Origin of the sequence: Nonomuraea sp. NPDC050680 (assembly GCF_040654555.1) — a bacterium.
Lineage (GTDB): Bacteria > Actinomycetota > Actinomycetes > Streptosporangiales > Streptosporangiaceae > Nonomuraea.
The window spans coordinates 522,968-549,921 of record NZ_JBFAIF010000004.1 but is presented as its reverse complement, the minus strand read 5'-3'; the positions used below and the strand labels follow the sequence as shown (position 1 = coordinate 549,921).

The 26,954-nt window shown below is 71.3% G+C and carries 21 protein-coding genes; 13 read left to right on the top strand and 8 right to left on the bottom strand.

Annotation, left to right across the window (positions count from 1 at the left end):
- Positions 1-97: 97 nt before the first annotated feature.
- From AB0H88_RS18195 to AB0H88_RS18180, 4 genes are all read left to right on the top strand, one after another.
- Positions 98-586 carry a 2Fe-2S iron-sulfur cluster-binding protein gene (locus AB0H88_RS18195; protein WP_357645745.1) on the top strand — a complete coding sequence of 163 codons (489 nt, stop codon included), beginning with the start codon at positions 98-100 and terminating at the stop codon, positions 584-586.
- Positions 583-1,554 (top strand): xanthine dehydrogenase family protein subunit M, encoded by a 972-nt coding sequence (locus AB0H88_RS18190; RefSeq protein WP_357645743.1) that lies wholly within the window; start codon positions 583-585, stop codon positions 1,552-1,554. Before AB0H88_RS18195 ends, AB0H88_RS18190 begins: the two co-directional genes overlap by 4 nt.
- Positions 1,551-3,572 carry a xanthine dehydrogenase family protein molybdopterin-binding subunit gene (locus AB0H88_RS18185; protein ID WP_357645741.1) on the top strand — a complete coding sequence of 674 codons (2,022 nt, stop codon included), beginning with the start codon at positions 1,551-1,553 and terminating at the stop codon, positions 3,570-3,572. The genes AB0H88_RS18190 and AB0H88_RS18185 overlap by 4 nt, the downstream gene beginning before the upstream one ends.
- A 66-nt stretch (positions 3,573-3,638) precedes the next feature.
- Positions 3,639-4,115 carry a DUF6328 family protein gene (locus AB0H88_RS18180; RefSeq protein ID WP_357645740.1) on the top strand — a complete coding sequence of 159 codons (477 nt, stop codon included), beginning with the start codon at positions 3,639-3,641 and terminating at the stop codon, positions 4,113-4,115.
- A gap of 40 nt (positions 4,116-4,155) precedes the next feature.
- Here AB0H88_RS18180 and AB0H88_RS18175 read toward each other — a convergent pair whose 3' ends face one another.
- Positions 4,156-5,640: an alpha/beta hydrolase gene (locus AB0H88_RS18175; protein ID WP_357645738.1), complete on the bottom strand. Its 1,485-nt coding sequence runs from the start codon at positions 5,638-5,640 to the stop codon at positions 4,156-4,158.
- A gap of 159 nt (positions 5,641-5,799) precedes the next feature.
- Between AB0H88_RS18175 and AB0H88_RS18170 the strand changes: the two genes are divergently transcribed.
- On the top strand, positions 5,800-7,344 hold the full coding sequence (locus tag AB0H88_RS18170) for a beta-N-acetylhexosaminidase (protein WP_357645736.1): 1,545 nt from the start codon (positions 5,800-5,802) through the stop codon (positions 7,342-7,344).
- 101 nt (positions 7,345-7,445) lie between these two features.
- On the opposite strand, the gene AB0H88_RS18165 is transcribed toward AB0H88_RS18170, so the two are convergent.
- Positions 7,446-8,396, bottom strand: coding sequence for a carbohydrate kinase (locus tag AB0H88_RS18165; protein ID WP_357645734.1), 951 nt, complete (start codon positions 8,394-8,396; stop codon positions 7,446-7,448).
- A 129-nt stretch (positions 8,397-8,525) separates the two neighbouring features.
- Between AB0H88_RS18165 and AB0H88_RS18160 the strand changes: the two genes are divergently transcribed.
- Genes AB0H88_RS18160 through AB0H88_RS18145 form a run of 4 tightly spaced genes read left to right on the top strand, consistent with a single transcriptional unit; the run spans position 8,526 to position 12,306 of the window.
- Positions 8,526-9,509 (top strand): sugar ABC transporter substrate-binding protein, encoded by a 984-nt coding sequence (locus tag AB0H88_RS18160; RefSeq protein ID WP_357645732.1) that lies wholly within the window; start codon positions 8,526-8,528, stop codon positions 9,507-9,509.
- Between the two features lies 1 nt (position 9,510).
- Complete coding sequence (locus AB0H88_RS18155) at positions 9,511-10,482, top strand: ABC transporter permease (RefSeq protein ID WP_357645731.1); 972 nt, start codon at positions 9,511-9,513, stop codon at positions 10,480-10,482.
- A complete protein-coding gene (locus AB0H88_RS18150) occupies positions 10,479-11,285 on the top strand; it encodes an ATP-binding cassette domain-containing protein (RefSeq protein ID WP_357645728.1) in 807 nt (268 codons plus the stop codon). The genes AB0H88_RS18155 and AB0H88_RS18150 overlap by 4 nt, the downstream gene beginning before the upstream one ends.
- A 10-nt stretch (positions 11,286-11,295) precedes the next feature.
- On the top strand, positions 11,296-12,306 hold the full coding sequence (locus tag AB0H88_RS18145) for a LacI family DNA-binding transcriptional regulator (protein ID WP_357645726.1): 1,011 nt from the start codon (positions 11,296-11,298) through the stop codon (positions 12,304-12,306).
- Positions 12,307-12,356: 50 nt separating this feature from the next.
- Here AB0H88_RS18145 and AB0H88_RS18140 read toward each other — a convergent pair whose 3' ends face one another.
- Both AB0H88_RS18140 and AB0H88_RS18135 read right to left on the bottom strand, forming a co-directional pair.
- Positions 12,357-13,181 carry a PIG-L family deacetylase gene (locus tag AB0H88_RS18140; RefSeq protein ID WP_357645724.1) on the bottom strand — a complete coding sequence of 275 codons (825 nt, stop codon included), beginning with the start codon at positions 13,179-13,181 and terminating at the stop codon, positions 12,357-12,359.
- 117 nt (positions 13,182-13,298) lie between these two features.
- Complete coding sequence (locus tag AB0H88_RS18135) at positions 13,299-14,690, bottom strand: tetratricopeptide repeat protein (RefSeq protein ID WP_357645722.1); 1,392 nt, start codon at positions 14,688-14,690, stop codon at positions 13,299-13,301.
- 308 nt (positions 14,691-14,998) lie between these two features.
- Here AB0H88_RS18135 and AB0H88_RS18130 point away from each other — a divergent pair, with 308 nt between their 5' ends.
- From AB0H88_RS18130 to AB0H88_RS18120, 3 genes are read left to right on the top strand one after another with little or no spacing between them, the layout of a single operon-like run.
- Positions 14,999-17,254, top strand: coding sequence for a TerB N-terminal domain-containing protein (locus AB0H88_RS18130; RefSeq protein WP_357645720.1), 2,256 nt, complete (start codon positions 14,999-15,001; stop codon positions 17,252-17,254).
- Positions 17,251-18,510, top strand: coding sequence for an ATP-binding protein (locus tag AB0H88_RS18125; protein WP_357645718.1), 1,260 nt, complete (start codon positions 17,251-17,253; stop codon positions 18,508-18,510). The genes AB0H88_RS18130 and AB0H88_RS18125 overlap by 4 nt, the downstream gene beginning before the upstream one ends.
- 59 nt (positions 18,511-18,569) lie before the next feature.
- The gene (locus AB0H88_RS18120; protein ID WP_357645716.1) at positions 18,570-19,406 is read left to right on the top strand and encodes an NUDIX domain-containing protein; all 837 of its coding nucleotides are present in this window, start codon (positions 18,570-18,572) and stop codon (positions 19,404-19,406) included.
- Between the two features lie 60 nt (positions 19,407-19,466).
- Here the strand turns inward: AB0H88_RS18120 and AB0H88_RS18115 are convergent, their stop codons facing one another.
- On the bottom strand, positions 19,467-20,285 hold the full coding sequence (locus AB0H88_RS18115) for a PaaX family transcriptional regulator C-terminal domain-containing protein (protein ID WP_357645714.1): 819 nt from the start codon (positions 20,283-20,285) through the stop codon (positions 19,467-19,469).
- 111 nt (positions 20,286-20,396) lie between these two features.
- Here AB0H88_RS18115 and AB0H88_RS18110 point away from each other — a divergent pair, with 111 nt between their 5' ends.
- On the top strand, positions 20,397-21,986 hold the full coding sequence (locus AB0H88_RS18110; RefSeq protein WP_357645712.1) for a benzoate-CoA ligase family protein: 1,590 nt from the start codon (positions 20,397-20,399) through the stop codon (positions 21,984-21,986).
- Positions 21,987-22,056: 70 nt separating this feature from the next.
- On the opposite strand, the gene AB0H88_RS18105 is transcribed toward AB0H88_RS18110, so the two are convergent.
- The 3 genes from AB0H88_RS18105 to AB0H88_RS18095 form a co-directional block, all read right to left on the bottom strand.
- Positions 22,057-23,574 (bottom strand): acyl-CoA synthetase, encoded by a 1,518-nt coding sequence (locus AB0H88_RS18105; RefSeq protein WP_357645710.1) that lies wholly within the window; start codon positions 23,572-23,574, stop codon positions 22,057-22,059.
- 105 nt (positions 23,575-23,679) lie between these two features.
- Positions 23,680-25,830 carry a choice-of-anchor J domain-containing protein gene (locus AB0H88_RS18100; RefSeq protein ID WP_357645708.1) on the bottom strand — a complete coding sequence of 717 codons (2,151 nt, stop codon included), beginning with the start codon at positions 25,828-25,830 and terminating at the stop codon, positions 23,680-23,682.
- A 129-nt stretch (positions 25,831-25,959) separates the two neighbouring features.
- Positions 25,960-26,949: an LLM class flavin-dependent oxidoreductase gene (locus tag AB0H88_RS18095; RefSeq protein ID WP_357645706.1), complete on the bottom strand. Its 990-nt coding sequence runs from the start codon at positions 26,947-26,949 to the stop codon at positions 25,960-25,962.
- Positions 26,950-26,954 lie beyond the last annotated feature (5 nt).

The following is a 26,954-nucleotide window of genomic DNA, read 5'->3' as shown; positions in this document are numbered from 1 at the left end:
ATTTCTCCGAACAACGCCGACCAAGGGAAGGAGGTCGAGGACGCATTACGCGGGCGGCCTCGGGTTGAGCCGTCCGCGCACCGGGTAGGCGAGCGCCATGGAGATCACCCTGCGGGTCAACGGTTCGCGGCGGACCGTGGAGGTGGACCCGCGCGTCTCGCTGCTGGATCTGCTGCGCGAGCGGCTCGGACTTACCGGCTCGAAGAAGGGCTGCGATCACGGCCAGTGCGGCGCGTGCACCGTGCTGATCGACGGCCGGCGGGCCAACGCCTGCCTGGCGCTGGCCGTGGCGCAGGACGGATCGGACATCACCACCGTCGAGGGCCTGGCGGACGGCGATCGGCCGCATCCGCTCCAGGCCGCCTTCATCGAGCACGACGCCTTCCAATGCGGCTACTGCACTCCCGGCCAGCTCTGCTCGGCCGTCGGGATGCTGGCCGAGGGCGGTCCGAGCGCCGTCACCGAGGATGTGGCCGCCGACCCGGCGCTGACGGCCGAGGAGATCCGCGAGCGGATGAGCGGCAACCTGTGCCGGTGCGGCGCCTACCCGAACATCGTCACCGCGATCGCGGAGGTGGCCCGATGAGGCCCTTCGAGTACGCGCGGGCCGGCGACCCGGCCGACGCCGTGGCCAGGTTCCGGCCCGGCGCGATGTACCTGGGCGGCGGCACCAACCTCGTCGACCTCATGCGTCTCGGCGTGGCCGAGCCCGAGTTCCTGGTGGACGTGAGCCGGCTGCCGCTCGACCGGATCGAGCCCGACGGCGACGGGCTGCGGGTCGGCGCCGCGGTGCGCAACAGCGACCTCGGCGCCCACCCGCTGGTCCGCGAGCGCTACCCGATGCTGGCGCGGGCGGTGCTGGCCGGGGCGTCCGGGCAGATCCGCAACATGGCGACCGTGGGCGGCAACCTGCTGCAACGCACGCGCTGCCCGTACTTCCAGGACGTCTCCAAACCGTGCAACAAGCGTGAGCCCGGATCCGGCTGCCCGGCGATCGGCGGCGACCACAGCAACCTCGCCATCCTCGGACATTCCCCCGCATGCGTGGCCACCCACCCGTCCGACATGGCGGTGGCGCTGGCCGCGCTCGACGCTCGCGTGCACGTCACCGGGCCCGGCGGCGACCGGGTGATCCCGATGCCGGGGCTGCACCGGCTGCCCGGGGACGAGGCCGGGCGGGACACCGTGCTGGCGCCCGGCGAGCTGGTCACCGCCGTACACCTGCCCGCCCCGCCGGCCGGCGCCTCCCGCTACCGCAAGGTCCGCGAGCGTGCCTCGTTCGCGTTCGCGCTGGTCTCGATCGCCGCCGCCCTCGATGTCGCGGGGGACGGGACCGTACGCGACTGCCGGATCGCGCTCGGCGCGGTGGCGCACATGCCGTGGCGGTGCGAGCGCGCCGAGCGGGCGCTGCGTGGGGCCCCGGCGAGTGAGGAGAGCTTCACCCGGGCCGCCGAGGCCGAGCTGGAGCAGGCCCGCCCGCTGCCGCGCAACGCGCACAAGGTGCCACTGGCCCGTAACCTCATCGTCCGCACCCTGCTGGAGCTGGCACCATGACCCGGATCGAGGGGCACGACAAGGTCACCGGCCGCGCGACCTACTCGGCCGAATACCCGATCGAGGGCGTCACCTACGCCTACCCGGTCCAGGCCGGGATCGTCAGGGGCCGCATCACCTCGATCGACGCGACAGGGGCGCTCGCCCTGCCGGGCGTGCTGGCCGTACTGTCCAGTGAGGATCCGCCCGAGCTGGCCCCCGAGGCGGACCCGGAGCTCGCGCTGTTCCAGCGCCGCGAGGTCGCCTACCGGGGGCAGTTCGTCGCCGTCGTCGTCGCAGACACCTACGAGAACGCCCGCGCGGCCGCGCGGGAGGTGCGGGTCACCTACGAGGAGGACCCGCACGACGTACGGCTGCGCGGCGATCATCCCGGGCTCTACCGGCCGGAGAAGGTGAACCCGTTCTACCCGGCCGACACCGAGAAGGGCGACCTGGCGGCCGGGCTGGCCGCGGCGGCCGTCACCGTGGACGTGACGTACACGACCCCGGCCGTGCACAACAACCCGATGGAGCCGCACGCCACGCTCGCCGTCTGGAGCGGTGACGGCGACCTGACCGTCTACGACTCGACCCAGGGCGTGTCCACGGCCCGCGCCATGATCGCCAAGACGCTCGGCCTGCCCGCCGAGCGGGTGCGCGTGGTGTGCCGTCACATCGGCGGCGGCTTCGGGTCCAAGGGCACCATCCGCCCCGGCACCATGCTCGCCGTCCTGGCGGCGCGGGCCGTCGGGCGGCCGGTGAAGGTGGCGCTGACCCGGCAGCAACTTTTTGATGTGACCGGCTATCGGACGCCGACGATCCAGCGGGTCCGGCTCGGCGCCGACGCCGACGGCCGCCTCACCGCCGTCGAGCACGAGGTCGCCGAGCAGAGCTCGACGCTGGTCGAGTTCGCCGAGCAGACCGCCACCCCGGCCCGGACCATGTACGAGACGCCCGCGCTGCGCACGGCACACCGGCTGGTCCGCCTGGACGTCGCCACCCCGTCGTGGATGCGCGCCCCGGGTGAATGCCCCGGCATGTACGCGCTGGAGTCGGCCATGGACGAGCTGGCCATCGCCGCCGGCCTGGACCCCGTCGAGCTGCGGGTGCTCAACGACCCGGAGATCGAGCCGGACAGCGGCCTGCCGTTCAGCTCCCGCAATCTGGTGGCCTGCCTGCTGGAGGGCGCCCGCCGGTTCGGCTGGGAGGGGCGCGACCCGACACCGGGCGTCCGCCGCCAGGGGCGCTGGCTCATCGGCACCGGCGTCGCCTCCTCCACCTTCCCGGCCTACCGGCGCCCGTCCCAGGCCACCGCCACCGTCGAGAACGGCGGCTATGTCGTCCGCGTGGCCGCCGTCGACCTCGGCACCGGCGCCCGTACCGCGCTGACCAAGATCGCCGCGACCACGCTCGGCGTCCCGCCCGACCGGGTGCGGATCGAGCTGGGCGACAGCGATCTGCCCCCCGCCCCGGTGGCCGGCGGCTCCATGGGCACCGCCTCCTGGGGCTCGGCCGTGGTGGCCGCCTGCGAGGAGGCGCTGCGCGACGGCAAGCACGGGGCCGCCGACACCACCGACGCCATCAAGGCGCAGCAGGACCTGGCCAGGCACGCGTTCGGCGCCCAGTTCGCCCGGGTACGGGTGGACATGGACACCGGCGAGATCCGCGTGTCGCACCTGCTGGGCATCTTCGCCGCCGGGCGGATCATCGACGAGCAGCTGGCCAGGTCGCAGTTCGTCGGCGGCATGACGATGGGCGTGGGCATGGCGTTGATGGAGGAGAGCGTCATCGACGACGAGTTCGGCGGGTTCAGCAACCACGACCTGGCCCAGTACCACGTTCCGGTGTGCGCGGACATCGAGCGGATCGACGCGGCCTGGATCGAGGAGGACGACCGGCACCTCAACCCGATGGGCACCAAGGGCATCGGTGAGATCGGCATCGTCGGCACGGCGGCCGCCATCGGCAACGCGGTCTATCACGCGACCGGCATCCGGGTCCGCGACCTGCCGATCACCCCCGCCCGCCTGCTCACCTGAAACTGGGCCTGCGCGAATAGATCGCACTTTCGCATGAAATTCGCTGATCTAGGTAGATGTAGCCACATGGAACCGGACAGGGAAACTCAGAAGGAGCGAGCCGACCGCAACTTCGTGGAGCTGCTGCAGAGCGCGCGAGTGGCGGTGACGGGAGTCCAGGTGCTGTTCGCGTTCCTGCTGACGGTCCCGTTCTCGCAGGGGTTCGACAAGCTGAGCCTGGCCGACCGCCGGCTGTTCTATGTGGCGCTGGTCAGTGCCGCGGTCGCGTCGATCTGCTACATCGCCCCGGCCGCCCAGCACCGGGTGCTCTTCCGCCAGGGGCTGAAGGAGATGCTGGTCCGCCGCTCCAACATGTACGGCATCGCGGGGGCGCTGGCCCTGGCAGTCTCGATGACCGCGGCCACCATGCTGGTGGTCGACTACCTGTTCCACAGCACGATGGCGTTGATCACGGCCGCCGTCATCGCGGCGCTGGCCGTGTGGACCTGGTTCGTCCAACCGGCGATGGACCGCTCGGCCAAGGGCGACGACGACACCAGCTGACCCCGGCCGCGCGGGCGACCGGGGCCGGCTGGAGGCGGGGTCAGATCTTCGGGCACATCTTCCCGTCACGCGGCGGCACCCGGGTGATCAGGTAGCGGTCGACGGAGGTGTTCACGCAGGCCGAGCCGGTGCCGTAGGCGGTGTGGCCGTCGCCGTCGAAGCTCAGCAGCACGCCCGAGGACAGCTGGGCGGCCAGCGCCTTGGCCCACTTGTACGGCGTGGCGGGGTCGCGCAGGGTGCCGACCACCAGGATGGGCGGCGCGCCCTTGGCATGGATGGCCCGGTTGACCGTCTTGCTCCTGACCGGCCAGAAGTCGCACGCACTGGCCACGACCTTGCCGGAGCTGATCCCCTTGGCCTGGCGCACCGCCTGCCGCCAGGTCGGGTGGTCGAGGCAGTCGATGGCCGAGTGCGCCTCCATCATGTTGGCGTAGGTGGCGTCGGGGCCGCGCTCGTTGTACTGGTCGGCGTACTGCAGCAGGAGCGTGCCGTCGCCCTTGAAGGCGGTGCCGAGCGCCTGCCGCAGGGCCGGCCACGACCGCTGGTCGTACAGGAGGCTGTAGAGGCCGGTGTACACGATCGCCTGCGTGGCCTGCCTGCCGTCGTAGGTGTTGACCAGCGGCGACTTCTCGGTCCGGTCGTGCAGGGCGCGCATCTGCCTGGTGACCGCGGCGGCCGTGTGCTTCTTGAAGGGGCAGTCCTTGTGCCTGAAGCAGTCACGCGCGAAGGACTCGAAGGCCACGCCGAAGCCGTCCGACTGGCCCGCGCCGAACTCCGTCGCCGTCGTCGTGGGGTCCTCGGCGCCGTCGAGCACCATCGCCCGCACCCTGGCCGGGAACAGGTTCGCGTATGTGGCGCCGAGCAGGGTGCCGTAGGAGAAGCCGAGATAGGTCATGCGCGACTCGCCGAGACCGGCGCGCAGCACGTCCATGTCCCGCGCGGCGCTCGGCGTGCCCACGAAGGGCAGGAGCGCGCCGGAGTTGGCCTGGCACGCCTGCGCGAGCCGCAACTGCGCGTAGTTGTACATCTTCACCTCGGCCTTCGAGTCCGGGGAATCGTCGACGGAGTGGTACCAGTCGGCCACCTGGGTGGACATGCAGCGCACGGGGGTGGAGGCGCCCACGCCGCGCGGATCGAAGCTGACCAGGTCGAAGCGCGAGCGGAGGGCGGCGGTGAACTTCACCTTCGCGGCACCTCTCAGCAGATCGACGCCCGACCCGCCGGGGCCGCCGAAGTTGATCACCACGGAGCCGAGGCGCCTGGCGCCCTTCGCCGGCAGTTTGATCACGGCGATCTCGATCCGCTTGCCCGACGGCTTGGTGTAGTCGAGCGGCACCTTGAGCTTCGCGCACTGGAAACCCCCCTTGCAGGGGGTCCAGGTGAGCCGCTGGCCGTAGTAGGCGCTCAGGCCGGGCGGCGTGCCGGCCGTCCGCGCGGGCTGTGCCGTCGCGGGCTCGGCGGTGACCAGACCCGCGGAGAGCAGGCCGATGACTAACGGGGTGATGACCCCGAGAAGGCGTCGCATATCTCTGTCCTCGTCTGGCGGCCGAGTGGATATCGCTCAGTGACTCTCCGATGGTTGGGCGCGATGGTTGCGAGGCTCTTTAAGACCGCTGGCCGAGCGCGTGCAAGCGTATTTGGAAAGTTTCTTTACTAGCGCGGATCACGTCCGTATGGTGAGGCCATGAGCCTGCGTACAGTGCTGGTCCTGGTGGCGGCGCTCGTCGCCACGTCGGTCTCCGCCTCCCCGAGCGCGCGCGCCGCCGCGCCCCTGAGCTTCGGCGGCGTGGTCCCCGCGCCGGTCAGCGCGACGCCCGCCACTGGAGTCACCTACCGGATCACCTCGGCCACCAGCCTCTACAGCGACGTCCCCGCCGTCGGCGAGCAGCTCGCCCGGCAGCTGCGGCGCTCGACCGGCTACCCCGTGCCGATCGTCGCCGCGCCGCCCGCCGGCGGCATCTCGCTACGGCTGGGCAGCGTGAGCGGCGGCGAGGAGGCCTACCGCCTCGACGTGACCGCCACCGGGATCACCGTGCTGGCCAACGCGGCCGCCGGGCTGTTCAACGGGGTGCAGACGCTGCGGCAGCTGCTGCCGTACGCGGCCGACAGCGCGAGCGTCCAGCCGGGACCGTGGCCCGTGCAGGGCGGGCGGATCACCGACGCGCCGCGCTACGCCTACCGCGGCGCCATGCTCGACGTCGCCCGCCACTTCTTCCCCCTGGCCGCCGTCCAGCGCTACATCGACCAGATCGCCCTCTACAAGATCAACTACCTGCACCTGCACCTCTCCGACGACCAGGGCTGGCGGATCGTCGTCGACTCCTGGCCCAGGCTGACCACCTACGGCGGCAGCACCGCCGTCGGCGGCGATCCGGGCGGCTACTACACCAAGGCCCAGTACCAGGAGCTCGTGGCCTACGCCGCGGCCCGCAACATCACGGTCGTGCCCGAGATCGACCTGCCCGGGCACACGAACGCCGCCCTGGCCTCCTATGCCGAGCTGAACTGCGACGGCGTCGCGCCGCCCCTCTACACCGGCACCGACGTCGGCTTCAGCTCGCTGTGCACGTCGAAGGAGCTCACCTACACCTTCATCGACCAGGTGCTCGGCGAGCTGGCCGCGCTCACCCCCGGCCCCTACCTGCACCTCGGCGGCGACGAGGCCAGCTCCACCAAGCCGGCCGACTACGCCGCGTTCATGAACCGGGCGCAGGCCATCGCCGCCGCGCACGGCAAGACCGTCATCGGCTGGCACGACATCGTCAAGGCGACGCCGCTGCCCTCCACGCTCGCCCAGTACTGGGGCACCACGCCGGACGACAGCGCCGTCGCGGGTGCCGGGCGTAAGGTCATCATGTCCCCGGCCAGCCGCGCCTACCTCGACATGAAGTACAACCGGCGCACCCCGCTCGGCCAGGACTGGGCCGGGCTGATCGAGGTCAAGGACGCCTACGGCTGGAACCCGGGCGCCTACCTGACCGGCCTGCCGGCCCAGCAGGTCCTGGGTGTGGAGGCGCCGCTGTGGACCGAGACGATCAGGACGTCGGCCGACATCGAGTACATGGCCTTCCCGCGCCTGCCCGCCGTCGCCGAGCTGGGCTGGTCCCCGTACGCCAAGCACGACTGGACCGCCTTCAAGCAGCGCCTCGGCGCGCAGGGGCCGCGCTGGCGCGTCCTGGGCGTGAACTACTACCACTCCGGCCAGATCACCTGGCCCGCCGGCTCCTGAGCCGACCGCGCTGCCGGGCCGGATCGCCTGTACGGCCGGCGTCTGTACGGCCGGTTCGTCTGTACAGCCGGTTCGTCTGTACAGCTGGATCCTGTACGGCGTCACGGCCCGGCGGTGTCGTTGAGCTGGTGGGCCCACGGCGGGTTGGCCCCCGCGACCGAGCACGTCAGCGCCGCCACGCGGGCCGCGAAGGCGGCGGCGTCGGCGGCCGTCTCCAGGTCCAGCCCGTCCAGGCGGCCGCCGAGCAGCCCCCGCACGCCCAGCCGGTGCAGCAGCCCGGCGGTGAAGGAGTCACCGGCCCCCACGGTGTCGACGACCTTGATCTGGGGCGCCCGTACCATCGTGCGCTCCCCGTCCAGTGACACCAGCGCGCCCTCCGCGCCCCGGGTGATCACGATGAGCTTGGCCCCGGCCGCGTGCCAGGTGTCGCAGGCACGTTCCAACGGCTGGTCCGGCATCAGGAAGGACAGGTCGTCGTCGCTGAGCTTGAGGATGTCGGCGACCGCGCACCACCGCTCCACCGGGTAGGCATCCCGGCCGGCCAGGCTGGGCCGTACGTTCGGATCGATCGAGACCGTCGCGTGCGTGCGGGCGTCCGCCGCGAACGACTCCACCGCGGCGCTGCCCGGTTGCCTGACCAGCGCCAGAGACCCGGTGTGCAGGCAGGACCACCCGCTTGGGTCGACGGCGGAGAGTTCCTCGGCCGTCCACTGCCAGTCCGCGGTGCCCTCGGCGTGGAAGCTGTAGGCCGCCTGGCCCCGCTCGTCGAGCGAGGCCACCGCCAGCGTGCTCGGCTCGGCGGCCGGCACGCAGGCCGACAGGTCCACCCCGGAGGAGGCGAGGTGCTCGCGGAACAGCTCGCCGAACACGTCGCCCGACACGCGCCCCAGGAACCGCGTCGCGGTGCCGAGCCGGGCCAGAGCCACCGCCGTGTTGGCAGGGCTGCCGCCCGGCAGGACCCGGAGCTCCAGCTCGCCGGGGCGCCGGTCGGCGAAGGCGTCCGCGACGCATTCGCCCAGGACAGCGATCATCAGGGCCAACCTTTCAGCCATGTTTGCAGATTTGTTACACCGCGGGGGCATTGACGTTTCTAGAAACGGAGTCCATCATCGCAGCACGGCGAATGTCAACGTTGACATATGTCAACGATGACATTGAATCATCCCTGATAGGAAGCCACCATGATTGCTAGGCTCTCGGCCGGACTTCTGGCCGCCGCGCTCCTCGTCACCGGCTGTGGCGGCAACGAGCAGAAGGCCTCCACCGGCACCAACAAGGTCGGGCTGATCACGAAGACGGAGACCAACCCGTTCTTCGTCAAGATGAAGGAAGGCGCGCAGCAGGCCGCCAAGACGTCGGGTCTGGAGCTGATGACCGCGGCGGGCAAGTTCGACGGAGACAACGCCTCCCAGCTCACCGCCATCGAGAACATGGTCGCGGCCGGGGTGAAGGGCATCCTCATCACGCCCAACGACACCAAGGCGATCGTGCCCGCGATCAAGAAGGCCAGGGACGCCGGTGTCGTGGTGATCGCGCTGGACACGCCGACGGATCCGCAGGACGCCACCGACGCGCTGTTCGCCACCGACAACCTCAAGGCGGGCGAGCTGATCGGCCAGTACGCCAAGGGCGCCATGGCCGGCAAGACCGCCAAGATCGCCACGCTGGACCTGGCACCCGGCATCACGGTCGGCCAGCTGCGCCACGACGGTTTCCTGAAGGGCTTCGGCATCGCCAACGGCGACCCGTCCATCGCCTGCTCCCAGGACACCCGCGGCGACCAGTCCAAGGGCCAGGAGGCGATGGAGAACTGCCTGCAGAAGGCGCCCGACATCAACCTCGTCTACACCATCAACGAGCCCGCCGCGCTCGGCGCCTACACCGCGCTCAAGGCCAAGGGCCGCGAGAAGGAGGTGCTGATCGTCTCGGTGGACGGCGGCTGTACCGGCGTCAAGGCCGTCAAGAGCGGGCAGATCGCCGCGACCTCGCAGCAGTACCCGCTGAAGATGGCCGAGGACGGCGTCAAGGCCGTCGCCGATTTCGCCAAGGGCGGGGCCAAGCCCAAGGGCTACATCGACACCGGCGTCACCCTGATCACCGACAAGGCCGTTCCGGGAGTGGAGTCCAAGGACACCACCTTCGGCCTGGCCAACTGCTGGGGCTGACATGGCCGTCATGGAAGCGTCGCTGCCGCGCCGCCTCGTCACCACACCGACGGCCGGACCGCTGGCCGCGCTCGTGCTGGCCTGCGTGTTCTTCGCGGTCAACAGCGACCAGTTCCTCACCGGCGGCAACTTCTCGCTGATCATCCAGCAGGTGATGGTCGTCGGCACCCTCGCCATCGGCCAGACGCTCATCATCCTGACCGCCGGCATCGACCTGTCCAACGGCGCGATCATGGCGTTCGGCGGCATCGTGATGACCAAGCTGGCCGTCGGCAGCGGCCTGCCCCCGCTGCTCGCGGTCGCCGCCGGACTCGCCGTCTGCGCCGCGTTCGGGCTGGCGAACGGGCTGCTGGTGACCCGGATCTCGCTGCCGCCGTTCATCGTCACGCTGGGCATGCTCAACGTGGTGTTCGCGCTGACCCACATCTACTCCGGGGACCAGACGGTCACCGACCTCCCCAACGCGCTGACCTTCCTGGGGCAGACGTTCAAGGTCGGCGGCACGAACGTCACCTACGGATCACTGCTCACGATCCTGCTGTTCCTGCTCTTCGCCTACCTGCTCGGGTACACCGCGTGGGGACGTCACGTGTACGCCCTCGGCAACAGCCAGGAGGTCGCGCGGCTGACCGGCATCCGCACGCAGCGGCTGACGATCGGCGTCTACACCGTGGCGGGCCTCGTGTACGGCGTCGCCGCCCTGCTGCTCGTCTCCAGGACCGGCGTGGGCGACCCGCAGGCCGGTCAGACGGACAACCTCGACAGCATCACCGCGGTCGTACTCGGCGGGACCAGCCTGTTCGGCGGCCGGGGCCTGGTGCTCGGCACACTGATCGGCGCGCTCATCGTGGGGGTCTTCCGTAACGGCCTGCAGCTCATGGGCGTACCGTCGATTTACCAGACGCTCATCACCGGCATCCTGGTGATCCTCGCCGTCGCCGTCGACCAGCTCTCCCGCAGGAGGACCCGATGACCCCCGTGCTCCAGGCCCGCGGCCTGGTCAAGCGATACGGCCACGTGGTCGCGCTCGACGGCGCCGACTTCGACCTGATGCCCGGCGAGGTGCTCGCCGTCATCGGCGACAACGGCGCCGGCAAGACCAGCCTGATCAAGGCGCTGACCGGCGCGCTGCAGCCGGACGAGGGCCAGATCCTGCTCGACGGCAAGCCCGTCCGCATCCGCGACCCCCTGGAAGCGCGCCGGCTCGGCATCGAGACCGTCTACCAGGAGCTCGCCGTCGCCGCCTCGCTCGACATCGCGACGAACATGTTCCTCGGCCGCGAGCTGCGCAAGCCCGGACCGCTCGGCGCGATCTTCCGGATGCTCGACAAGAAGCGGATGCGCGAGGAGTCGGCCAAGCACATGGCCGACCTGAAGATCGGCCTGCGCTCGCTCACCCAGTCCGTCGAGTCGCTGTCCGGCGGCCAGCGGCAGGGCGTGGCCGTGGCCAGGGCCGTGGCGTGGGCCTCCCACGTCGTGGTCATGGACGAGCCGACCGCCGCACTCGGCGTCAAGGAGTCGGGGCAGGTGCTGGACATGATCAAGCGGGTCCGCGACCGCGGCATGCCCGTCGTGCTGATCAGCCACAACATGCCGCACGTCTTCGAGATCGCCGACCGCATCCACGTCCAGCGGCTCGGCCGCCGCGTCGCCCAGATCAAGCCGGGCGACCACAGCATGGCCGAGGTCGTCGCCATCATGACCGGGGCACTCCAGGTGTCGGACGGCAAGTCGGTCGTGACGGACAAGGACGCGGCGGAGGCGATCGGCCTCTAACATGGTCGAAATGCGGCGTCCCACCATGACCGACGTGGCCCGTGAGGTGGGCGTCACCGCCAAGACCGTCTCACGGGTGCTCAACGACGACGGACCCGTGGCCGTCGAGACGCGCGAACGCGTCATGGCCGCGGTCCGCAGGCTCGGCTACCAACCCAACCTCATGGCGCGCAACATGCGGGTGGGCGCCAGGGACGCCGCGATCGGGCTGGTCATCCCCGAGATGGGCAACCCGTTCTTCGGCACGGTGGCGGGCGGCATCGAGAACGCCGTCCGGGCCCGCGGCCTGACCCTCATCGTCGGCTCCTCCAGCGAGACCGCCGAGCTGGAGCAGTCCCTGATCGCCACCTTCCTGGCCCGGCGGGTCAGCGCCCTCATCGTGGTCCCCTCGGCCGGCAGCGATCATCGCTATCTGCGTACGGAGCGGATCGCCGGCCTGCCCATCGTCTTCCTCGACCGCCCGGCCGTCGGCCTGACGGCCGACAGCGTGGTCAGCGGCAACCGGGCCGGCGCGCAGGCCGGCATCGAGCACCTGATCGGGTACGGCCACCGCCGCATCGGCTTCATCGGTGACCTGCCCGCCACCCTCTACACCCGCCGCGAACGCTTCCAGGGCTACCGCGACGCCCTGGAGGCGGCGGGCCTGCCGTTCGACCGCGCCCTGGTGGAGACGGGCCACGACCAGGAGGCGGCCCGCGCGGCCACCCTGCGGCTGCTCGCCCTCGAACGCCCGCCGACGGCCCTGTTCGCGGCCAACAACCTGGCCTCCATGGGGGCGGTGGTCGCACTGGCCCGGGCGGGGCGGCGGGATGTGGCGCTGGTGGGGTTCGACGACCTGCCGCTGGCGGAGGTCCTGGACCCGCCGCTCACCGTCGTGGCCCAGGATCCGGCGGCCATCGGGGAGGTGGCGGCCGAGCTGGTGCTGTCCCGCCTGGACGGCGACCGCTCCCGCGCCCGGCGACCACTGGTGCCCACCCGGCTGATCGTCCGGGGGTCGGGGGAACTGCCGGCGCTCTCCTGAGCTTCCCCGCGACGACGCCTGGAATCCGCCCATCGGCGGGGCCTTTCAGGTCAGCGCAGGCCCGCGAACAAGTCGTCTTCGAAGTCCGGTGCCGCCGTCACGCGATTGACGATCCGGGTGAACGCCTCGGCGGAGAACGCCTGCTGCTGGGCCTCTTCGGGCATCTGGAACAGGAAGATGTTGTCGCCCTGGCTCGCGTGCGACCGCAGTGCCTTGAGCTTGCGTTCGACGTGGGGGGCGACATCGACGACGGCGGTCACCAGCTCGTCGGGGGTGCCGAAGTCGTCGGAGGGCTCGAAGTCGCCCAGGTCGATGCCGCTGCTGCGGACGAGCTCGAACATGCGCTTCATCGCGGAGCGGGGGATGGCCGTGTAATAGAGCTTGTCGGCGACGCCGGTCGCCTCGACGGCCGCGACCGTGATGCGATGGGCCTGGACGTGGTCGGGGTGGTTGTAGCCACTGCCGCCGGTCTCGTCGTAGGTGACCACGACCTGCGGGCGATACTGCCTGATCAGCTCGCCGAGCCGGCCGGCGGCCAGGTCGACGGGCACGTTGGCGAAGGCGTCGGGGTGCGCGTTGGTCTCCCAGCCGTCCATGCCGGAGTCGCGGTAGCCGAGCAGCTCCAGGTGGTCGATGCCCAGGTGCTCCACTGACTCGCGCAGCTCGGCCAGCCGCCGCTCGGCCACCTCCGCGGCGTCGTGGCCGGGGTCGCCGGGCTTGACGCCGCCGGGGCCGTCGCCCTGCTCGCCGTTGGTGCAGGTGACCAGGACCGTGCGGATGCCCTCGTCGGCATAACGAGCGAAGACGCCGCCGGTGCTCAGGCATTCGTCGTCGGGGTGGGCGTGCACGGCCATCAGGGTGAGTTGCCGATCCATGGAGGAGACCCTACTGCGCGGGGCCGACAGTTCCGCACGGGGTGGACAGCGGTGCTCCCGAGGGCCGGCCGGTCGGCTGGTCGGCTGGTCGGCTCGGGGGCGGGATGTCCCGAGGGCTCAGGCGCGGCGGGTCAGTTCGTCGGCTCGGAGGCGGGCCGTCGCGGCCGCCGCGCGGTCGCCGAGTGCCTCGGCGAGGGCGCTCTGCTTGAGCCAGTTGAACGGGCTGCACGGCCGCACGCTGATCCGCTCGCTGACGAGTACCCGCGCCAGATCTCCGCGCCCGCCACGCAGCGCCGCCTCCAGGAGGGTCTTCTGTACGGCGTCCCGCTGCGCGTGGCTGCCGCCGAACTCGTTGACCCGATGCCTGATCGGATAGAGCAGATCCACGACCGCGTCGTGGTCGCCCCGGCCGAAGGCGACCAGCGACCGGCAGACCGGCAGGCCGACGCGGGCGGTCATGGCGTGGTTGGTGATGTTCGGGTGGGGTTCGCAGAGGTAGGTCTCCCGGCTCGCGATGAGCCTCTCGGCCTCCGCGACGCGGCCCGCGCCCACGTACGACATGACGGCGTGCATGTCGTTGAAGGCGTAGAACGGCTCGGCCACCTTGGCGGGCCACGCGTCGGCCAGCGCCCGCCAGCGTTCGTGCTGGCCGGAGCCCTCCAGGAGCAGCCGCCACAGCAGCGCGGCGGCGTCGAGCAGCTCCATCGAGCCCTGGCCGCCGGCCAGCGCGGCGTCGTAGATGGCCAGGGCGCGGCCGGTGTCGCCGGCCTCCAGCGCGTAGAGAGCGTAGTGCCACCAGGTGTGCACGTTGAAGAACGTGCCGGTCGACCAGTCGCCGAGCCGGGCGTCGAGGTAGCGGATGCCGTCGCCGAACCGGCCCTGCATCTCGTAGGTGTGCACGACCGCGTGGATGCCCCAGACGTCGCGCGCGTTCAGCTCGACCGCCCGCAGCCCCACGTCTTCCGACCGGTCGTAGTGGCCGGACTCCTCCAGCCCGAAGGCGTACATCCCGAGCATGTGACCGTAGTGCCGGTCGTCCTCGTGCCAGGCGTTGAGCGCGCCGCCGATCCTGTCGCGCAGCGAACGGGCGTCGCCGGTGAAGAAGTCGACCTGGTGCCCCGCCGCCAGCGCCAGGGCGTCGCGGGGGTACTGCTCGGTGATCGCGCCGAGGAGCCTGCCGCAGGTCAGGAAGTCGCCGTCGAGCAGCGCCTGGACGGCATCGACGTGCGCGCGTTCGCGGGGCAGCAGCCCGGCGGCGTCGCTATGGCCGCGCCAGGCGGCGAACCGCTGCCTGGCGGCGCGGGCGTCCTCCACCTGCGTGGTCAGGAGCCCGAGGTAGGCGGCCAGGACCTGGCCCATCGGGAAGCCGGGCGCCTCGGCCAGGGCGGCGGCGGTCTCGACGTCGACCGCCACGCGGAAGTGCAGCAGCTCGTCGATCGCCCGGTCATAGTGGCGGGCGGCGGCACCGCCCGCGCCGCTCATCGCCAGCCCGTGCTGGTCGTCGGTCACCCGGCCACTATAAAAGGCCGCCGGTCGGCAGGGGTGGGGGCGCGCCTCGGGACCGTCGGCGGCCTCTCCGGCGACGGGCGTGTAAGCCGTTTCGGCGGGGGAAGCGCCTGGTCGTGGAAGCTCCATTACCAATGGCCGCGGACCCCGGTCATCAGGGCGGTTAGAAAAGGTTTTTCGGCCGGTCCACTAAATGGCCGGCGGGGCCGGGATTCAAGATTGTAACGAGGGGCTGGAGCGATATGTCGGGCAATGGCGGGGGCGTTAGGGTGCAATCCCTGTCTATTTCGTGGTGAGGCGGAGGAGGGCCGGTGGTGTACCGCGCGCGTGGCCGCCATGCGTCATCCGGCCAGGCCAAGACCGACTCACCCGCGTCGCCGCAGGGGCCGTGGCTGCCCGCCGGCAGCGCCATCCATCTCGCCGGCCTGAACATCATCGGCGGCCTGCTCTACATGGGCTCCGAGCTGCCATCCGCCTCCGGAATGTCGGTGGAGCCGTCGCTGATCGACCCGGAACTGCCGGTGGACATGACGCAGCCGGACTGGGACGGTCAGGGGCTCGACCGCTGGCCCAGCTACGCCGCCCTCCCGCCGGCGTCGCGGGCCGCCTATCTGAGCTGGCTCGCCGACGGGCGATGCTATTCGCGAACCCCTCTCGGCTACGTTTTCCTCTATTTCTACGGCCTCGAACGTCGCGTGCTACACGACCTGCACCTGGACCGCTCCACGGCCCAGGAGGAGCTGCCGGTCATCCACGAGGAGGTGCGTCGCCTTCTCGGCATCTATTCACGGCACGACGCCTTCCACCGGTACGCCAAGCCGTTCGCGGAACTGCTGGCCGCGCTTTGCGAGCCCGAGGCGACCGGCGCGTCGTTCGCGTTGCGGGCCCGGCTGGGGGAGCTGGCCGCGCGGGGCGAACCGGTGCCCGCCGACTGGGCGCTGGCCTGGCTGCGCGGCCACCCGGCCTACCGGCCGGGCGCGCCGGCGACGCGATGCGCGGCGGAGTTCGGGGCGCTGTTCCAGCGGAGGTACGCGGCACGTCACGGTGAAGGGCTCGTCGTCCGGCCCGGGTCCAAAGAGCTGGCCTTCGAGTATCGGCCCGCGAGCTCCGGGTTCGCCGGGGCCCCGCCGGTGCTGCCGGGCGTACCCGATGTGCTGACGCTCGCCGCGCCCACCCGGCAGCTGTTCGCGCTGGCCGAGGAGTGCGGCTCCGAGCTGGAGGCCTACAGCCGCTTCCTGGGCCGGCTGCCCGGCGCGAGGCAGAGCGTACGGGCCCAGGCGCTGTTGCCCGCGGAGCTGCTCGACCTGGGCTCCGGCGGTGCCGGGCGAGCGGTGCGGTGGGCGGTGGGCAGGCTCGGGGGGCAGGAGAGCGCGCTCGTGTCCGCCGAGGAGTTCGTCGCCCTGTTGTCCACGCCCGCTCCCGCCAGGAAAGACGTCATCGCGCTCGCCCAGATCCTCGGGCGGGCCGGGGTGGGGATCGAGCCGGACCCGCGTCTGGGAGGGCCGGTGCCGGGCGCGGGCAGGGGAGGGCCGGGGGCGGGGGTGATGGCCTTGTTCGCGGCGCCGGACGGGCCTACGGCGGCGGCGTCCGAGGCCTACCGGGCGGCGACCGCACTGTTGCACCTGGCCGCCGTCGCGAGCGCCCCGGGCGAGGACGCGCTGGATCCGCCCGATCACGCGGGGGACCAGGCTCGTCAGGCGGCCTACCGTCGGCTGAGGGAGCATCTCGAGCGGGCGCTGAGCCTCACGCCCGGTGAGCGGGTCCGGTTGCGGGCGCATCAGGAGTGGCTGCTCGCGGCGGAGGTGCCGCTGGCCGGCCTGGCCGGTCGCGTCCAGGAGATCGACCGGTCCGAGCGCGGCCACGTGGCGGAGTTCCTGAGGGATGTGGCCGCCGCCAACGGGCACCTCACGCCGGACGAGGCCGAGCTGCTCACCCGGATCCACTGGCTGCTGGGGCTGGATCGAGATCCCGAGCCCGCCGGGCGTATCGGGGGCTCCCCGTACCCCGCCGTGCGGCATGCGCCGATCCAGCTGGCGTACTTCCCGCACGCGCCCGCCCAGCCGGTGCCTCCGCCACGCGCCCACATGCCCTACTCGTCCGCCCCCGACATGCCCTACCCGTCCGGGTTCCACATGCCTGTGCGGCAGGTCGTTCCCGGAGCGCCCGTCTTCGGTGTGCCCGTTCTCAGCGCCCCGACGGTGCTCAACGGGCGCGCCGTCGCCAGGCTGGTCGAGACGGCCCGGGTGGGGACGCTGCTCGATTCACTGCTCGATTCGCTGCTCGGCGGCGGTGAGCCGCTCCCTCCGGCCGCCCCGCCTCCTCCGGTTCCCCCGGTCGGGGCGCTGGACAGCCGCCACTCCGGCCTGGTCCGCGCCCTGGCCGCCGTCGATCAGCCGCAGCTCACCCGGGGTCAGTTCGAGATGCTCGCGGACGCCTGGAACCTGCTGCCGGAGGGCGCGATGGACCGCGTCAACGAGGCCGCCTACGACAGCGCGGGCGATCCGCTGCTCGACGGCGACGACCCGATCCTGGTCGACCGGCTACTGCTGGGGGAGATGCTGAAGTGACCGTTCGCGCCCGCGAACGCGACGCCGTCCTCAAGGCGCTGCGGGCAGGGGTGGTCCCGCTGATCGGGCAGCGCCACATCCAGGCCGGTCGCACCGCCGAGCTGGCGGCTTTGACCGGCGACATCGAACGGGTCGTGGTGGGCGGCTCGGCCGTCCGGATCGTCATCGGCGAGCACGGGGCGGGCAAGACGTTCCTGCTGCACCTGGCTCGCTCGGTGGCGCTGGACAAGCGGCTGGTCACCCTGCACGCCGACATCACCGCCGACCATCGGCTGCACTCGGAGGAGGGCCAGGCCCGCGCCCTCTACACCGAGCTGGCCCGCAGCATGGCCACTCGCGCCCGACCCACCGGCGGCGCGCTCGCCGCCGTCGTCGAGCGCTTCCTGTCCACCGCGCTCGACGAGGCCCGCCAGGCGGGCACCGACCCCGGCGAGGCGATCAGGGAACGCCTGGCCCATCTGGAGGCGCGTCCGGGCGGCCACGACTTCGCCGAGGTCGTCGGGGCGTACTGGCGCGGCCACGACACGGGCGACGAGCACCTCAAGTCGGCCGCGCTGCGCTGGCTGCGCGCGGAGTACCCGACCGCGGCCGAGGCCAGGTCGGCGCTCGGCGTGCGGTCGATCATCGGCGACTCGACCGTGCTCGATCATCTCGCGCTGATGAGCCGGTTCGTCCGGCTGGCCGGGTACGGCGGGGTGCTCGTGTTCCTGGACGAGCTGGTCAACCTGTTCAGGCTCGCCTCTCCCGAGGCCCGCGACGCCAACTACGAGCAGATCCTGAGCATCATCATCGGGGGAGTGCCGCATCTGGGGTTCATGTTCGGGGGCACTCCCGAGTTCCTCATGGACGGGCACAGCGGGCTTTTCAGCCATGTGCCGCTGCGCCGGCGGCTGGGCGCGCGCGCCTTCACCGAGCCCGGGCTGATGGATCACGCCGGGCCGGTGGACAACGGTGGGCCGGTGCTCCGGCTGGCGGCGCTGACGGCCGAGGAGCTGTACGTGGCGCTGGCCAAGATCCGGTTCGTCTACGCCTCCGGCGAGGACGGGCGCTACCTCGTGGACGACGACGCGCTGGTGGCCTTCCTGCACCACTGCTTCGGACGGGTGGGGGAGTGGTACTTCCGGATGCCCCGGGCGACGTTCAAGGCGTTCTGCGATCTGCTGGCCGTACTGGAGCGGGATTCCGGCGCGAGCTGGCGGCGGCTCCTGCCGGGGGTGGACCTGTCGGCGGAGGAGGAGGACGACCGCCCGGTGTGACGGCCCCCGATGTGTTCGGGGGTGGGTTCTGCCGGGGGGATCGGGCAGACTCGTCGTCCATGACGAGGGATGACGACGGAGTGGCACACGACGGCGACGCGGGTGTGCCGGGGTCGCTGGCCGGGGTGCTCGGCGACGTGGCCGCCGAGCGGGCGGCGCAGGACGCCCAGTGGGGCATGCAGGCCGTGCCCGACGGCACCGGTGCCGAGGGCGCGGTGGCCGAGGCCGACGGGGCGCGGCGGGAGACGGAGGAGGCGGCCCGGCGCGGGGAGCTGACCTGGCGGCACATCCTGCGCGAGGAGGTTCTGGAGGCGTTCGCCGAGTCGGACCCCGAGGCACTGCGCACCGAGCTGATCCAGGTGGCCGCGGTCGCCGTCAAATGGGCCCAGGCACTCGACCGCCGCCCCGAGGACACCGCGAAGCCACGCGAGAGGGCGCCAGAGGCGGTCGGGGAGGCGCGTCCCGAGCGGTTCCGGGCCATCGTCGACGTGCACGTGATGCTCGTCCGTGACGGCATGGTGCTTCTCGGCAAACGGGCCGGCACCGGCTACGGCGACGGCCAGTGGCACCTGCCCTCGGGGCACCTGGAGCCCGGCGAGTCGGTGGTCGGCGCGGCCATCAGGGAGGCCCGCGAGGAGGTCGGCGTCACCATCCGGCCGGAGGACCTGGAGTTCGCCCACGTCATGCACCGCGCCCCCGACCGCGTCGGCCTGTTCTTCGTCGCCAGGAAGTGGGCCGGCGAGCCCTACAACGCCGAGCCGCACAAGTGCGCCGCGCTCGCCTGGCGGCCGCTCGGCCGGCTGCCCGACGACACGATCGGCTACCCGGCCGAGGCCATCGCCAGGGTGCTGGAGGAGGAGCCGTTCGCGCTGTACGGATGGCCTGCGGAGCGCTGACATCACGGATGGTCCGCAGAGCAGCGTTCGACATCATCGTGACGTCCCACAAGGGAAGTGTCACATGTCCCGTAGTGCGTCCCACTGCCGCCGCGCGCCCGCCAGCCAGGTGCCGTGCAGGTCGTTGAAGACGTTGGCCGCGCGCACCCCGATCCAGTTCGGCGGCGACAGCTCCAGAGGCAGGCGCGGGTCGAGCATCGGGAAGCGCCGCCACTCGTGCACGAGCCGGACCTGCGCCAGCAGCACCGGATCGCCCGGCTCGGGCCGCATGCCGGCGAACTCCTGGATGAACTCCTGGTAGTGCGCCGCCAGCTCCCCCAGATGCCAGGCCTGCTCCACCAGCGTCCGCTCGGAGCCGATCCCCGCGTAGGGGCCGTTGAAGGAGAACACCGCCACGTCCAGCCCCAGCCCCTCGACCACCTGCTTGGCCTCGGCCTCGCGGGTGGCGTGCGGGCTGACCCACACCCCGGGCACGGGACTGCCGAAGCCCGCCCACGTCAGGCCGGTGCGCAGCCGGTGGCGTAGCTCGCGCCTGGACTCGGGCACGGTCGCGATCAGCACCACCCAGCGGCCGTCCCACGGCTCGCGGTCGCGGCCGAACGCGTAGATCCGCTCGGCCCCCTCCGTCAGCAGTTCGCGGCCGCGCCGCGTCAGCGACCACCGCACCCGCCGCCCGGATCGCGCCGACACGATCCACCCGTCGGCGGCCATCCGCGCCAGCGCCTGTCTGGCCGACTTCTCCTCCACCCCGAGGCCGCCCATCACGTGCAGCAGCGCCGACGTCCACGCCGGCTCATCGGAGGGCAGCACGTGCTCGCCCAGCACCGTCAGCAGCATCGACCTCGCGCTCGACTGATGGTGGCGGGGCAGCCTGGCCATTTATGCTCCTTTCGAGGCGGGAAGTCTGATTCAATGCTACAAGTAGTTGACGATGCATCAATTCTGTATAGAAGATTCTCGTACGGCGTCTCCCTCCCTGTAAGGACGACCATGTCATCGGAGTCGTTCAACGCCAGTCTCTATCTCGTGGATCGTCAGGTCGAAGCGGGTCGCGGTGCGCGCACCGCGGTCGCGGGCCCGGCAGGCACCCTCACATACTCCCAGCTCGCGGCCCGTGTCGGTGAGCTCTCCTCCGGGCTGCGGGTGCTCGGCGTCCGGCCCGAGGAACGGGTCGCGCTGGTCATGTCCGACCGTCCCGAGACGCTCGTCACCATCCTGGCCGTCATGCGCATGGGCGGCGTCGCCGTGCCGCTGTCCACCATGTACAACGGCGTGGAGCTCGGCGCCCTGATCCGCGACTCGCGGGCCCGCGTGGTGGTGGCGACGCCCGAGTACGAGCCGACGGTCAGGGTGGCGCTGGCCAACGCGCCCGAGGTCGCCCTGCTCGTCCTGACCGGCAATGTGGGCCAGCGGGCGGCCGACGTCGCCCCTGCGTCCGACGCGGGCACCGGGGTCCCGGTGTGCTCGCTGGCGGACGTGGTGGACGCCGGCCGTACGGTGGGCGAGCCGTACCAGACCTGGACGGACTCGCCCGCGCTGTGGCTCTACACCTCGGGCACGACCGGCGCGCCGAAGGCGGCCATGCACCGGCACGGCGCCATCAGGGACGTCTGCGAGACCTACGGCCGCCAGATCCTCGGCATCACGCCGGAGGACCGGTGCTTCTCGGTCGCCCGGCTGTTCTTCGCCTACGGCATCGGCAACTCGCTGTTCTTCCCGCTGTCGGTGGGCGCGACGACGGTCCTCGACCCCTTCAGGCCCACTCCGCCGGGAGTGGTCGCGCGGGTGGTGGCCGAGCGGCCGACGCTGTTCTTCGCCGGGCCGTCGTTCTACGCGGGCCTGCTCGCCTCCGACGCGCCCGACGACACCTTCTCCTCGGTACGGCTGGCGGCCTCGGCGGGAGAGGCGTTGCCGGCGGAGATCTACCGGCGCTTCACCGAGAGGTTCGGCGTCGACATCATCGACGGCATCGGCTCGACCGAGGCCCTGCACATCTTCATCTCCAACCGTCCAGGCCACGTCAGGCCAGGCACCTCGGGCACCGTCGTACCCGGATACGAGTGCAAGCTGCTCGACGACTCGGACAGGCCGGTGGCCGACGGCCAGCCGGGCCACCTGTACGTTCGCGGCTCCTCCATCGCCACCGGCTACTGGTGCCGGACCGACACCACCCGGCAGGTGTTCCAGGGGGAGTGGTTACGCACCGGCGACACCTACGTACGCGACGCCGACGGCGTCTACCAGTGCCTCGGCCGCTCGAACGACATGATCAAGGCGAGTGGCATCTGGGTGTCGCCGATGGAGGTCGAGTCCCGGCTGCTGCGGCACGAGTCGGTCGGCGAGGCCGCGGTCGTCGCCTACACCGACGCGAACGGGCTGGAGAAGCCGGTCGCCTGCGTGGTGCCGGCCGAGGGGAAGACGGTGGACGCGGCGGAGCTCATCGCCTTCTGCCGTGACGGGCTGGCCGCCTTCAAACGGCCGCGCGAGGTGCTGGTGCTGGAGGAACTCCCCAAGACCGCCACCGGCAAGATCCAGCGCGTGGTCATCCGCCAGATCGCCGCCGACCTGCTCGGCGAATAGGCCGAACACCACCACCGAACCCGCCGGCGGCCCCTCTCGCTCGGCTGCCAGCCGTACCCGGCCCCGGATGTCAGAACGCGTCACGCAGCTCCCTCTTCAGCACCTTGCCGCTGGCGTTCTTGGGCAGCGACTCCACGAACACCACCGTCTTCGGCGTCTTGAAGACCGCCAGCCGTACCCGCAGGAAGGAGATCAGCTCGTCGGCGGTCAGGCCGGCGCCCTCGCGCAGGACGACGGCGGCCGTCACCGCCTCGATCCACCGGGGGTCGGGCACCCCGAACACCGCCGCCTCCGCGACGGCCGGGTGCTGGTAGATCGCCTCCTCGACCTCCCGGCTGGCCACGTTCTCGCCGCCGGACTTGATCATGTCCTTCTTGCGGTCCACGACCGACAGATAGCCGTCGGCGTCCAGCACGCCCAGGTCGCCGCTGTGGAACCAGCCGCCGCGGAACGCCTCGGCGGTCTTGTCCGGGTCGTTCCAGTAGCCGAGCATGGCGTGCGGGCCGCGGTGCACGATCTCGCCGACCACGCCGGGCGGCACCGGCTCGTCCTGGTCGTCGACGATCCTGGTCTCGACGTTCAGCGCGGGCCGGCCCGCCGAGCCGAGCCTGGTCAGCTGCTCGTCCGGGCCCAGGATGGTGGCCACGGGCGCCATCTCGGTCTGGCCGTAGAAGTTGAACAGCCGCACCCCGGGCAGCCGGGCGGCGATCTCCTTCAGCACCTCGACCGGCATGATCGACGCGCCGTAGTAGCCCTTGCGCAGCGACGACAGGTCACGGCGGTCGAAGTCGGGGTGGCGCAGCAGGCCGATCCAGACGGTCGGCGGGCAGAACAGCTTGGTGGCGCCCTCCGCCTCGATCGCCGCCAGGATCGCCGCCGGATCGGCACCGGGCAGGACCACGTTGGTGGCGCCGAGATAGAGGCCGGGCGTGAGGAAGCAGTGCAGCTGCGCGCAGTGGTAGAGCGGCAGCGCGTGCACCTCCACGTCGGCGACGCTCATCTCGCCGTCGATCACGCACGAGGTGTACTGGGCGATCAGGCCGCGGCTGGACAGAGTGGCGCCCTTGGGCCTGGACTCGGTGCCGCTGGTGTACATGAGCTGGATCGGGTCGTCGTCGGCGATCTCCACCAGCGGCTCGGCGTCGTCGTCGTGCGCCAACCAGTCCGTGGCCGGCTCCCACCCTTCGGCGTGCCCGATCACCCCGCGCACCGCGACCCCGTCGGAGACGGCCCGCTCGGCCACGGGCAGCAGCGCCTCCTCCACCAGCAGGCCCGTCGCCCCCGCGTGCCGCAGGATGTAGGAGACCTCCTCGGCCCCCAGCATGAAGTTGATCGGCACGGAGATCGCGCCCAGCCGGGCCAGCGCGAAGTAGGCCACCACGAAGACGTCGTTGTTATGGCTGAACAGGGCGAACCTGTCGCCCTTTCCTACGCCCCGGGCGGCCAGCGCGTTGGCCGTGCGGTTCACCGCCCGGTCCAGCTCCGCGTAGCTCCACCGTGTCTGGCCGTACACGATCGCGGTCTTGGCGGGGAACCGCGCGGCCGAGCGCCGCAGCAGGTCGCCGAGGGCATGCTGGCGGGTCGTCATGGGCGAATCCTCATCTCCACCGAACCATGTTCGGTGATCCTAACCCTCGGCGGAGACGCGAAAGCGCCCGCCGCGAGACGCGGCGGGCGCCCTCAGGTCACACCGTCAGCTCTGCGGGCTTCCGCCCGGCTGGACGACGCCGTTGACCTTGAGCGTGTACGGCGCGTACTGGCCGACCTGCTCCGTCGAGTCGTCGTAGGCCACGACCGCGACCACCGTCGGGAACGGCAGCATCGTGGCCAGCTGCAGCCGGTTGAGGCTGACGCTGTTCTTGCCGTTGGACTCCAGTTGCAGCGCCACCGAGTGCTTCTCGTCGAGGCCGATCAGCCGGACGTTCCAGTTCTCGACCGGAGTCGGGTAGATCTCGGTCGGCGAGTCGAATGGGTCGAGCGACGAGCCGTCGCTGACCGCCGTCGCGCCGACCGTGATGTCGTCGATCTTCCAGCCGCCCTCGTTGACCCCGCCGTCGCTGACGTAGCGGAAGCCGAGGAGGATCTCCTTGCCGGAGTAGGCCGACAGGCTGTAGCTGTGCGGCTCGAAACCGGTCGTGGTGCCGTTGACGCCGGGGCCGAGCGGGCCCGTGACCGTCTTGTCACCGGGGATCGCGGTGTAGGTCTTGCCGCCGTCGGTGGAGACGATCACGTAACCGTAGTCGAATCCCTGCTCCGCCCCGTACTTGGCGAGGAAGCGCAGCGTCGGGTCGGCGGCCGGGACGGTCACCTTGGTGACGGCGGCGGCGTTGGTGTTGCTGGCGTTGCCGGAGAACAGCACCGGGTTGCCCGCGCGGTCCGGGTCGTCGGAGGCGACGGTCCAGGCCAGCGGTTGGGCGGGCAGGGTCTTGGCGCCCTCGAACGACAGCGAGCGCAGGTCTGCCCCGCGCAGGAACTTGCCGTCCGCCTTCTGCAGCGGCACGTAGTCGGCGCCGTTGGGGGCGGCGCCGGCGGTCTTGTAGGTGGCCGGGTTGGCCAGGTTGACGGTCGAGTTGAGGCTGGGGGTCGTCACACGCTTCTTGGGCACGCCGAGCATGACGCCCTTGGTGCCGCCGACGATCCGGTCCACCAGGGTGGAGGTCTGGAAGTCGTGGATCACCTGGTACATGTTCTTGGCGCCCACCGCCGCGAGGTTCGCCTTCAGGCTGGCCAGGCCCTGCAGCGTGCCGTCACGGTGCAGCGCCGACATGAACGCCGTGCCGTACCTGTCATACAGGAACAGCATGAACGAGTACGCGTTGCCGTAGTCGGCCAGCACACCGTTGGCGTTGGCGCCCTCACCCCAGATGGTGAGTGAGTTCTCCGGGCCGCCGCAGTCGCGCGGGTTGGTGTTGTACGGCGTCTGGACGATGCCGAAACCCTGGAAGCAGTAGATGTGGCCGTCGGCGCCGCGCTCGTTGATGGTCGCCTTGGCGTTGACATAGCCGGTCAGCGTCTGCGCGAAGTCCGACAGGCCCTCGTTCATCCAGGTGGTCTCGAGCGGGTCGGTGTAGTAGTGGGCCAGGTGCTGCCACTCGTGCGCGAACGTGCCCGCGTACAGGTTCGGCCGGGCCGGGCGCGAGGTGCACAGGTCGGCGGTCGGCTCGTCGGGCGGGTTCGCGCCGGTGCGGTGCGCCCAGTCGAAGGCGTCGATCGTCATGACGTTGCGGTCCAGCAGTTCGTTGAACTGGCTGGAGAAGAAGCCCGCGATGTACGTCGGAGCGGCGGGGAAGCTGTAGAAGTTGTCGTCCCTGACGTTGTCGATCAGGGTGACGGTCTTGTTGCCGCCGCCGGTGTAGACGCCGCCGTTGCCGTTGGCGTCGGGGCCGAGGGTGGCGTTGGTGCCGTCGCGGTCCGGCGGCGTGCTGAAGGCGGCGGTCTCCTTCGGGTACATGTTGGTGTCGAACTGGGTGACCAGGTCCGCCACCTGCGCGTCGGTGATCTGCGTGGAGTTGGGGATCTGCGCCCGGCAGTCCCCGGCGGGGAAGGCCAGGTCGTTGGCGACCCAGACCTCGATGTTGTTGCCGACCCCGCGCAGCGTGTAGTCCTTGCGGTAGAGCCTGCCGTTGAAGTCGTCCAGCCCGAGCCACTGCCGGACCGTGCCGACCGGCGGCGTGTCGGCGGCGGCCTTCGTCTTGGCCCGCGCCTTGGCCTCGTACTTGGCGGGCACGTCCACGGGCTTGCCGTCGAGCTTGAAGTCCTTACGGGAGAGCTCTCGGATGTCGCTGGCCGGCGGAGCCTTCGGGTCGGCCTGCGCCGGTACGGCGGACAAAAACGGTAATGCCATGATTAAGACCGCGATTCCGATGAATCGGGTGCGCCCCATGAAGCCCCCTTGGAGTGGTCAGCGAGGGTGACAAAATGTGACTATCTGACTGAGCGATGGGCGCGCAAGTAAGTCAATTGCCAAAAAGCTTTATCGAATTCGTACTCGCTCGGCCATCCGAGCCAGCCGCCGGTAGGAATCGAGCCTCCGGTCCAGGTCAAAGCTGTTCATGGTGACCAGGATCTCGTCCGCGCCGGTGAGCTCCACCAGCGCGCCGAGTTCGATCTCGACCTCGTGCGCGGTGCCGTGGATCTGCCCCTTGCGGGATTCCTCGAACAGCGCCCGCTCCCGCTCGGTCATCTCCGTCGCCAGCACCCGCTCGGCGGCGGACAGCGGCGGGAAGGCACCGCTCGTGCGCGAGCGCGCGGTCGCCCACGCCTCCGGCACCTGCAGCAGCTCCGCCTCGCGGGCCGTCTCACCGACCGCGATATTCGCGGCCACGATGACGTACGGCTCCGCCGCCCACACCGAGGGGCGGAACCCGGCGCGATACCGTGAGATCGCCTCCCGCAGCCGGGCCCCGCCCCCGCCGATCACCATCGGCAGCCCGTGCTCGGCGGCGATGTCCGCCCCCGAGCCCATGGCCAGCACGAACACCTGCGGTCGTAGCCCCTCGGCGGGCAGCGCGTGCACACCGGGATGCCCCCGCTGGTCCCCGGTGAAATAGCCGAGCAGCTCTGCCAGCTGCCCGCCGAACTCGTCGGCGTCCTCCTTGCCATGGCCGAGTGCCCGGCGAATGCCGCCGGTGAAGCCCACCGAGCGGCCGAGCCCCATGTCGACGCGGCCCGGGTTCAGCGCCTCCAGCACACCGAACTGCTCGGCCACCACCAGCGGCCGGTGGTTGGGCAGCATCACGCCACCCGTGCCCACCCGGATCCGGTCGGTGGCCGCGGCGACGGCGGCGGCCAGCACGGTCGGCGCCGAGCCGGCCACCCCCGGCACGCTGTGGTGCTCCGACACCCAGAACCGGTGGTAGCCGAGCTCCTCCGCCTGCCGGGCGAACCTGACGGTGTCGCGCAGCGCCGTCGCCGGGTCGTGCCCCTCGCGGACGAGGGAACGGTCGAGGATCGAAAGCTTCATCACAT

Coding starts and splice junctions, on each gene's coding strand:
- AB0H88_RS18115 (WP_357645714.1), bottom strand. CDS start 20,285: ATGGCCAGGCTGCCCCGCCACCATCAGTCGAGCGCGAGGTCGATGCTG.
- AB0H88_RS18105 (WP_357645710.1), bottom strand. CDS start 23,574: ATGACGACCCGCCAGCATGCCCTCGGCGACCTGCTGCGGCGCTCGGCC.
- AB0H88_RS18145 (WP_357645726.1), top strand. CDS start 11,296: ATGCGGCGTCCCACCATGACCGACGTGGCCCGTGAGGTGGGCGTCACC.
- AB0H88_RS18150 (WP_357645728.1), top strand. CDS start 10,479: ATGACCCCCGTGCTCCAGGCCCGCGGCCTGGTCAAGCGATACGGCCAC.
- AB0H88_RS18160 (WP_357645732.1), top strand. CDS start 8,526: ATGATTGCTAGGCTCTCGGCCGGACTTCTGGCCGCCGCGCTCCTCGTC.
- AB0H88_RS18110 (WP_357645712.1), top strand. CDS start 20,397: ATGTCATCGGAGTCGTTCAACGCCAGTCTCTATCTCGTGGATCGTCAG.
- AB0H88_RS18190 (WP_357645743.1), top strand. CDS start 583: ATGAGGCCCTTCGAGTACGCGCGGGCCGGCGACCCGGCCGACGCCGTG.
- AB0H88_RS18140 (WP_357645724.1), bottom strand. CDS start 13,181: ATGGATCGGCAACTCACCCTGATGGCCGTGCACGCCCACCCCGACGAC.
- AB0H88_RS18185 (WP_357645741.1), top strand. CDS start 1,551: ATGACCCGGATCGAGGGGCACGACAAGGTCACCGGCCGCGCGACCTAC.
- AB0H88_RS18095 (WP_357645706.1), bottom strand. CDS start 26,949: ATGAAGCTTTCGATCCTCGACCGTTCCCTCGTCCGCGAGGGGCACGAC.
- AB0H88_RS18195 (WP_357645745.1), top strand. CDS start 98: ATGGAGATCACCCTGCGGGTCAACGGTTCGCGGCGGACCGTGGAGGTG.
- AB0H88_RS18120 (WP_357645716.1), top strand. CDS start 18,570: ATGACGAGGGATGACGACGGAGTGGCACACGACGGCGACGCGGGTGTG.
- AB0H88_RS18165 (WP_357645734.1), bottom strand. CDS start 8,396: ATGGCTGAAAGGTTGGCCCTGATGATCGCTGTCCTGGGCGAATGCGTC.
- AB0H88_RS18100 (WP_357645708.1), bottom strand. CDS start 25,830: ATGGCATTACCGTTTTTGTCCGCCGTACCGGCGCAGGCCGACCCGAAG.
- AB0H88_RS18175 (WP_357645738.1), bottom strand. CDS start 5,640: ATGCGACGCCTTCTCGGGGTCATCACCCCGTTAGTCATCGGCCTGCTC.
- AB0H88_RS18180 (WP_357645740.1), top strand. CDS start 3,639: ATGGAACCGGACAGGGAAACTCAGAAGGAGCGAGCCGACCGCAACTTC.
- AB0H88_RS18170 (WP_357645736.1), top strand. CDS start 5,800: ATGAGCCTGCGTACAGTGCTGGTCCTGGTGGCGGCGCTCGTCGCCACG.
- AB0H88_RS18155 (WP_357645731.1), top strand. CDS start 9,511: ATGGCCGTCATGGAAGCGTCGCTGCCGCGCCGCCTCGTCACCACACCG.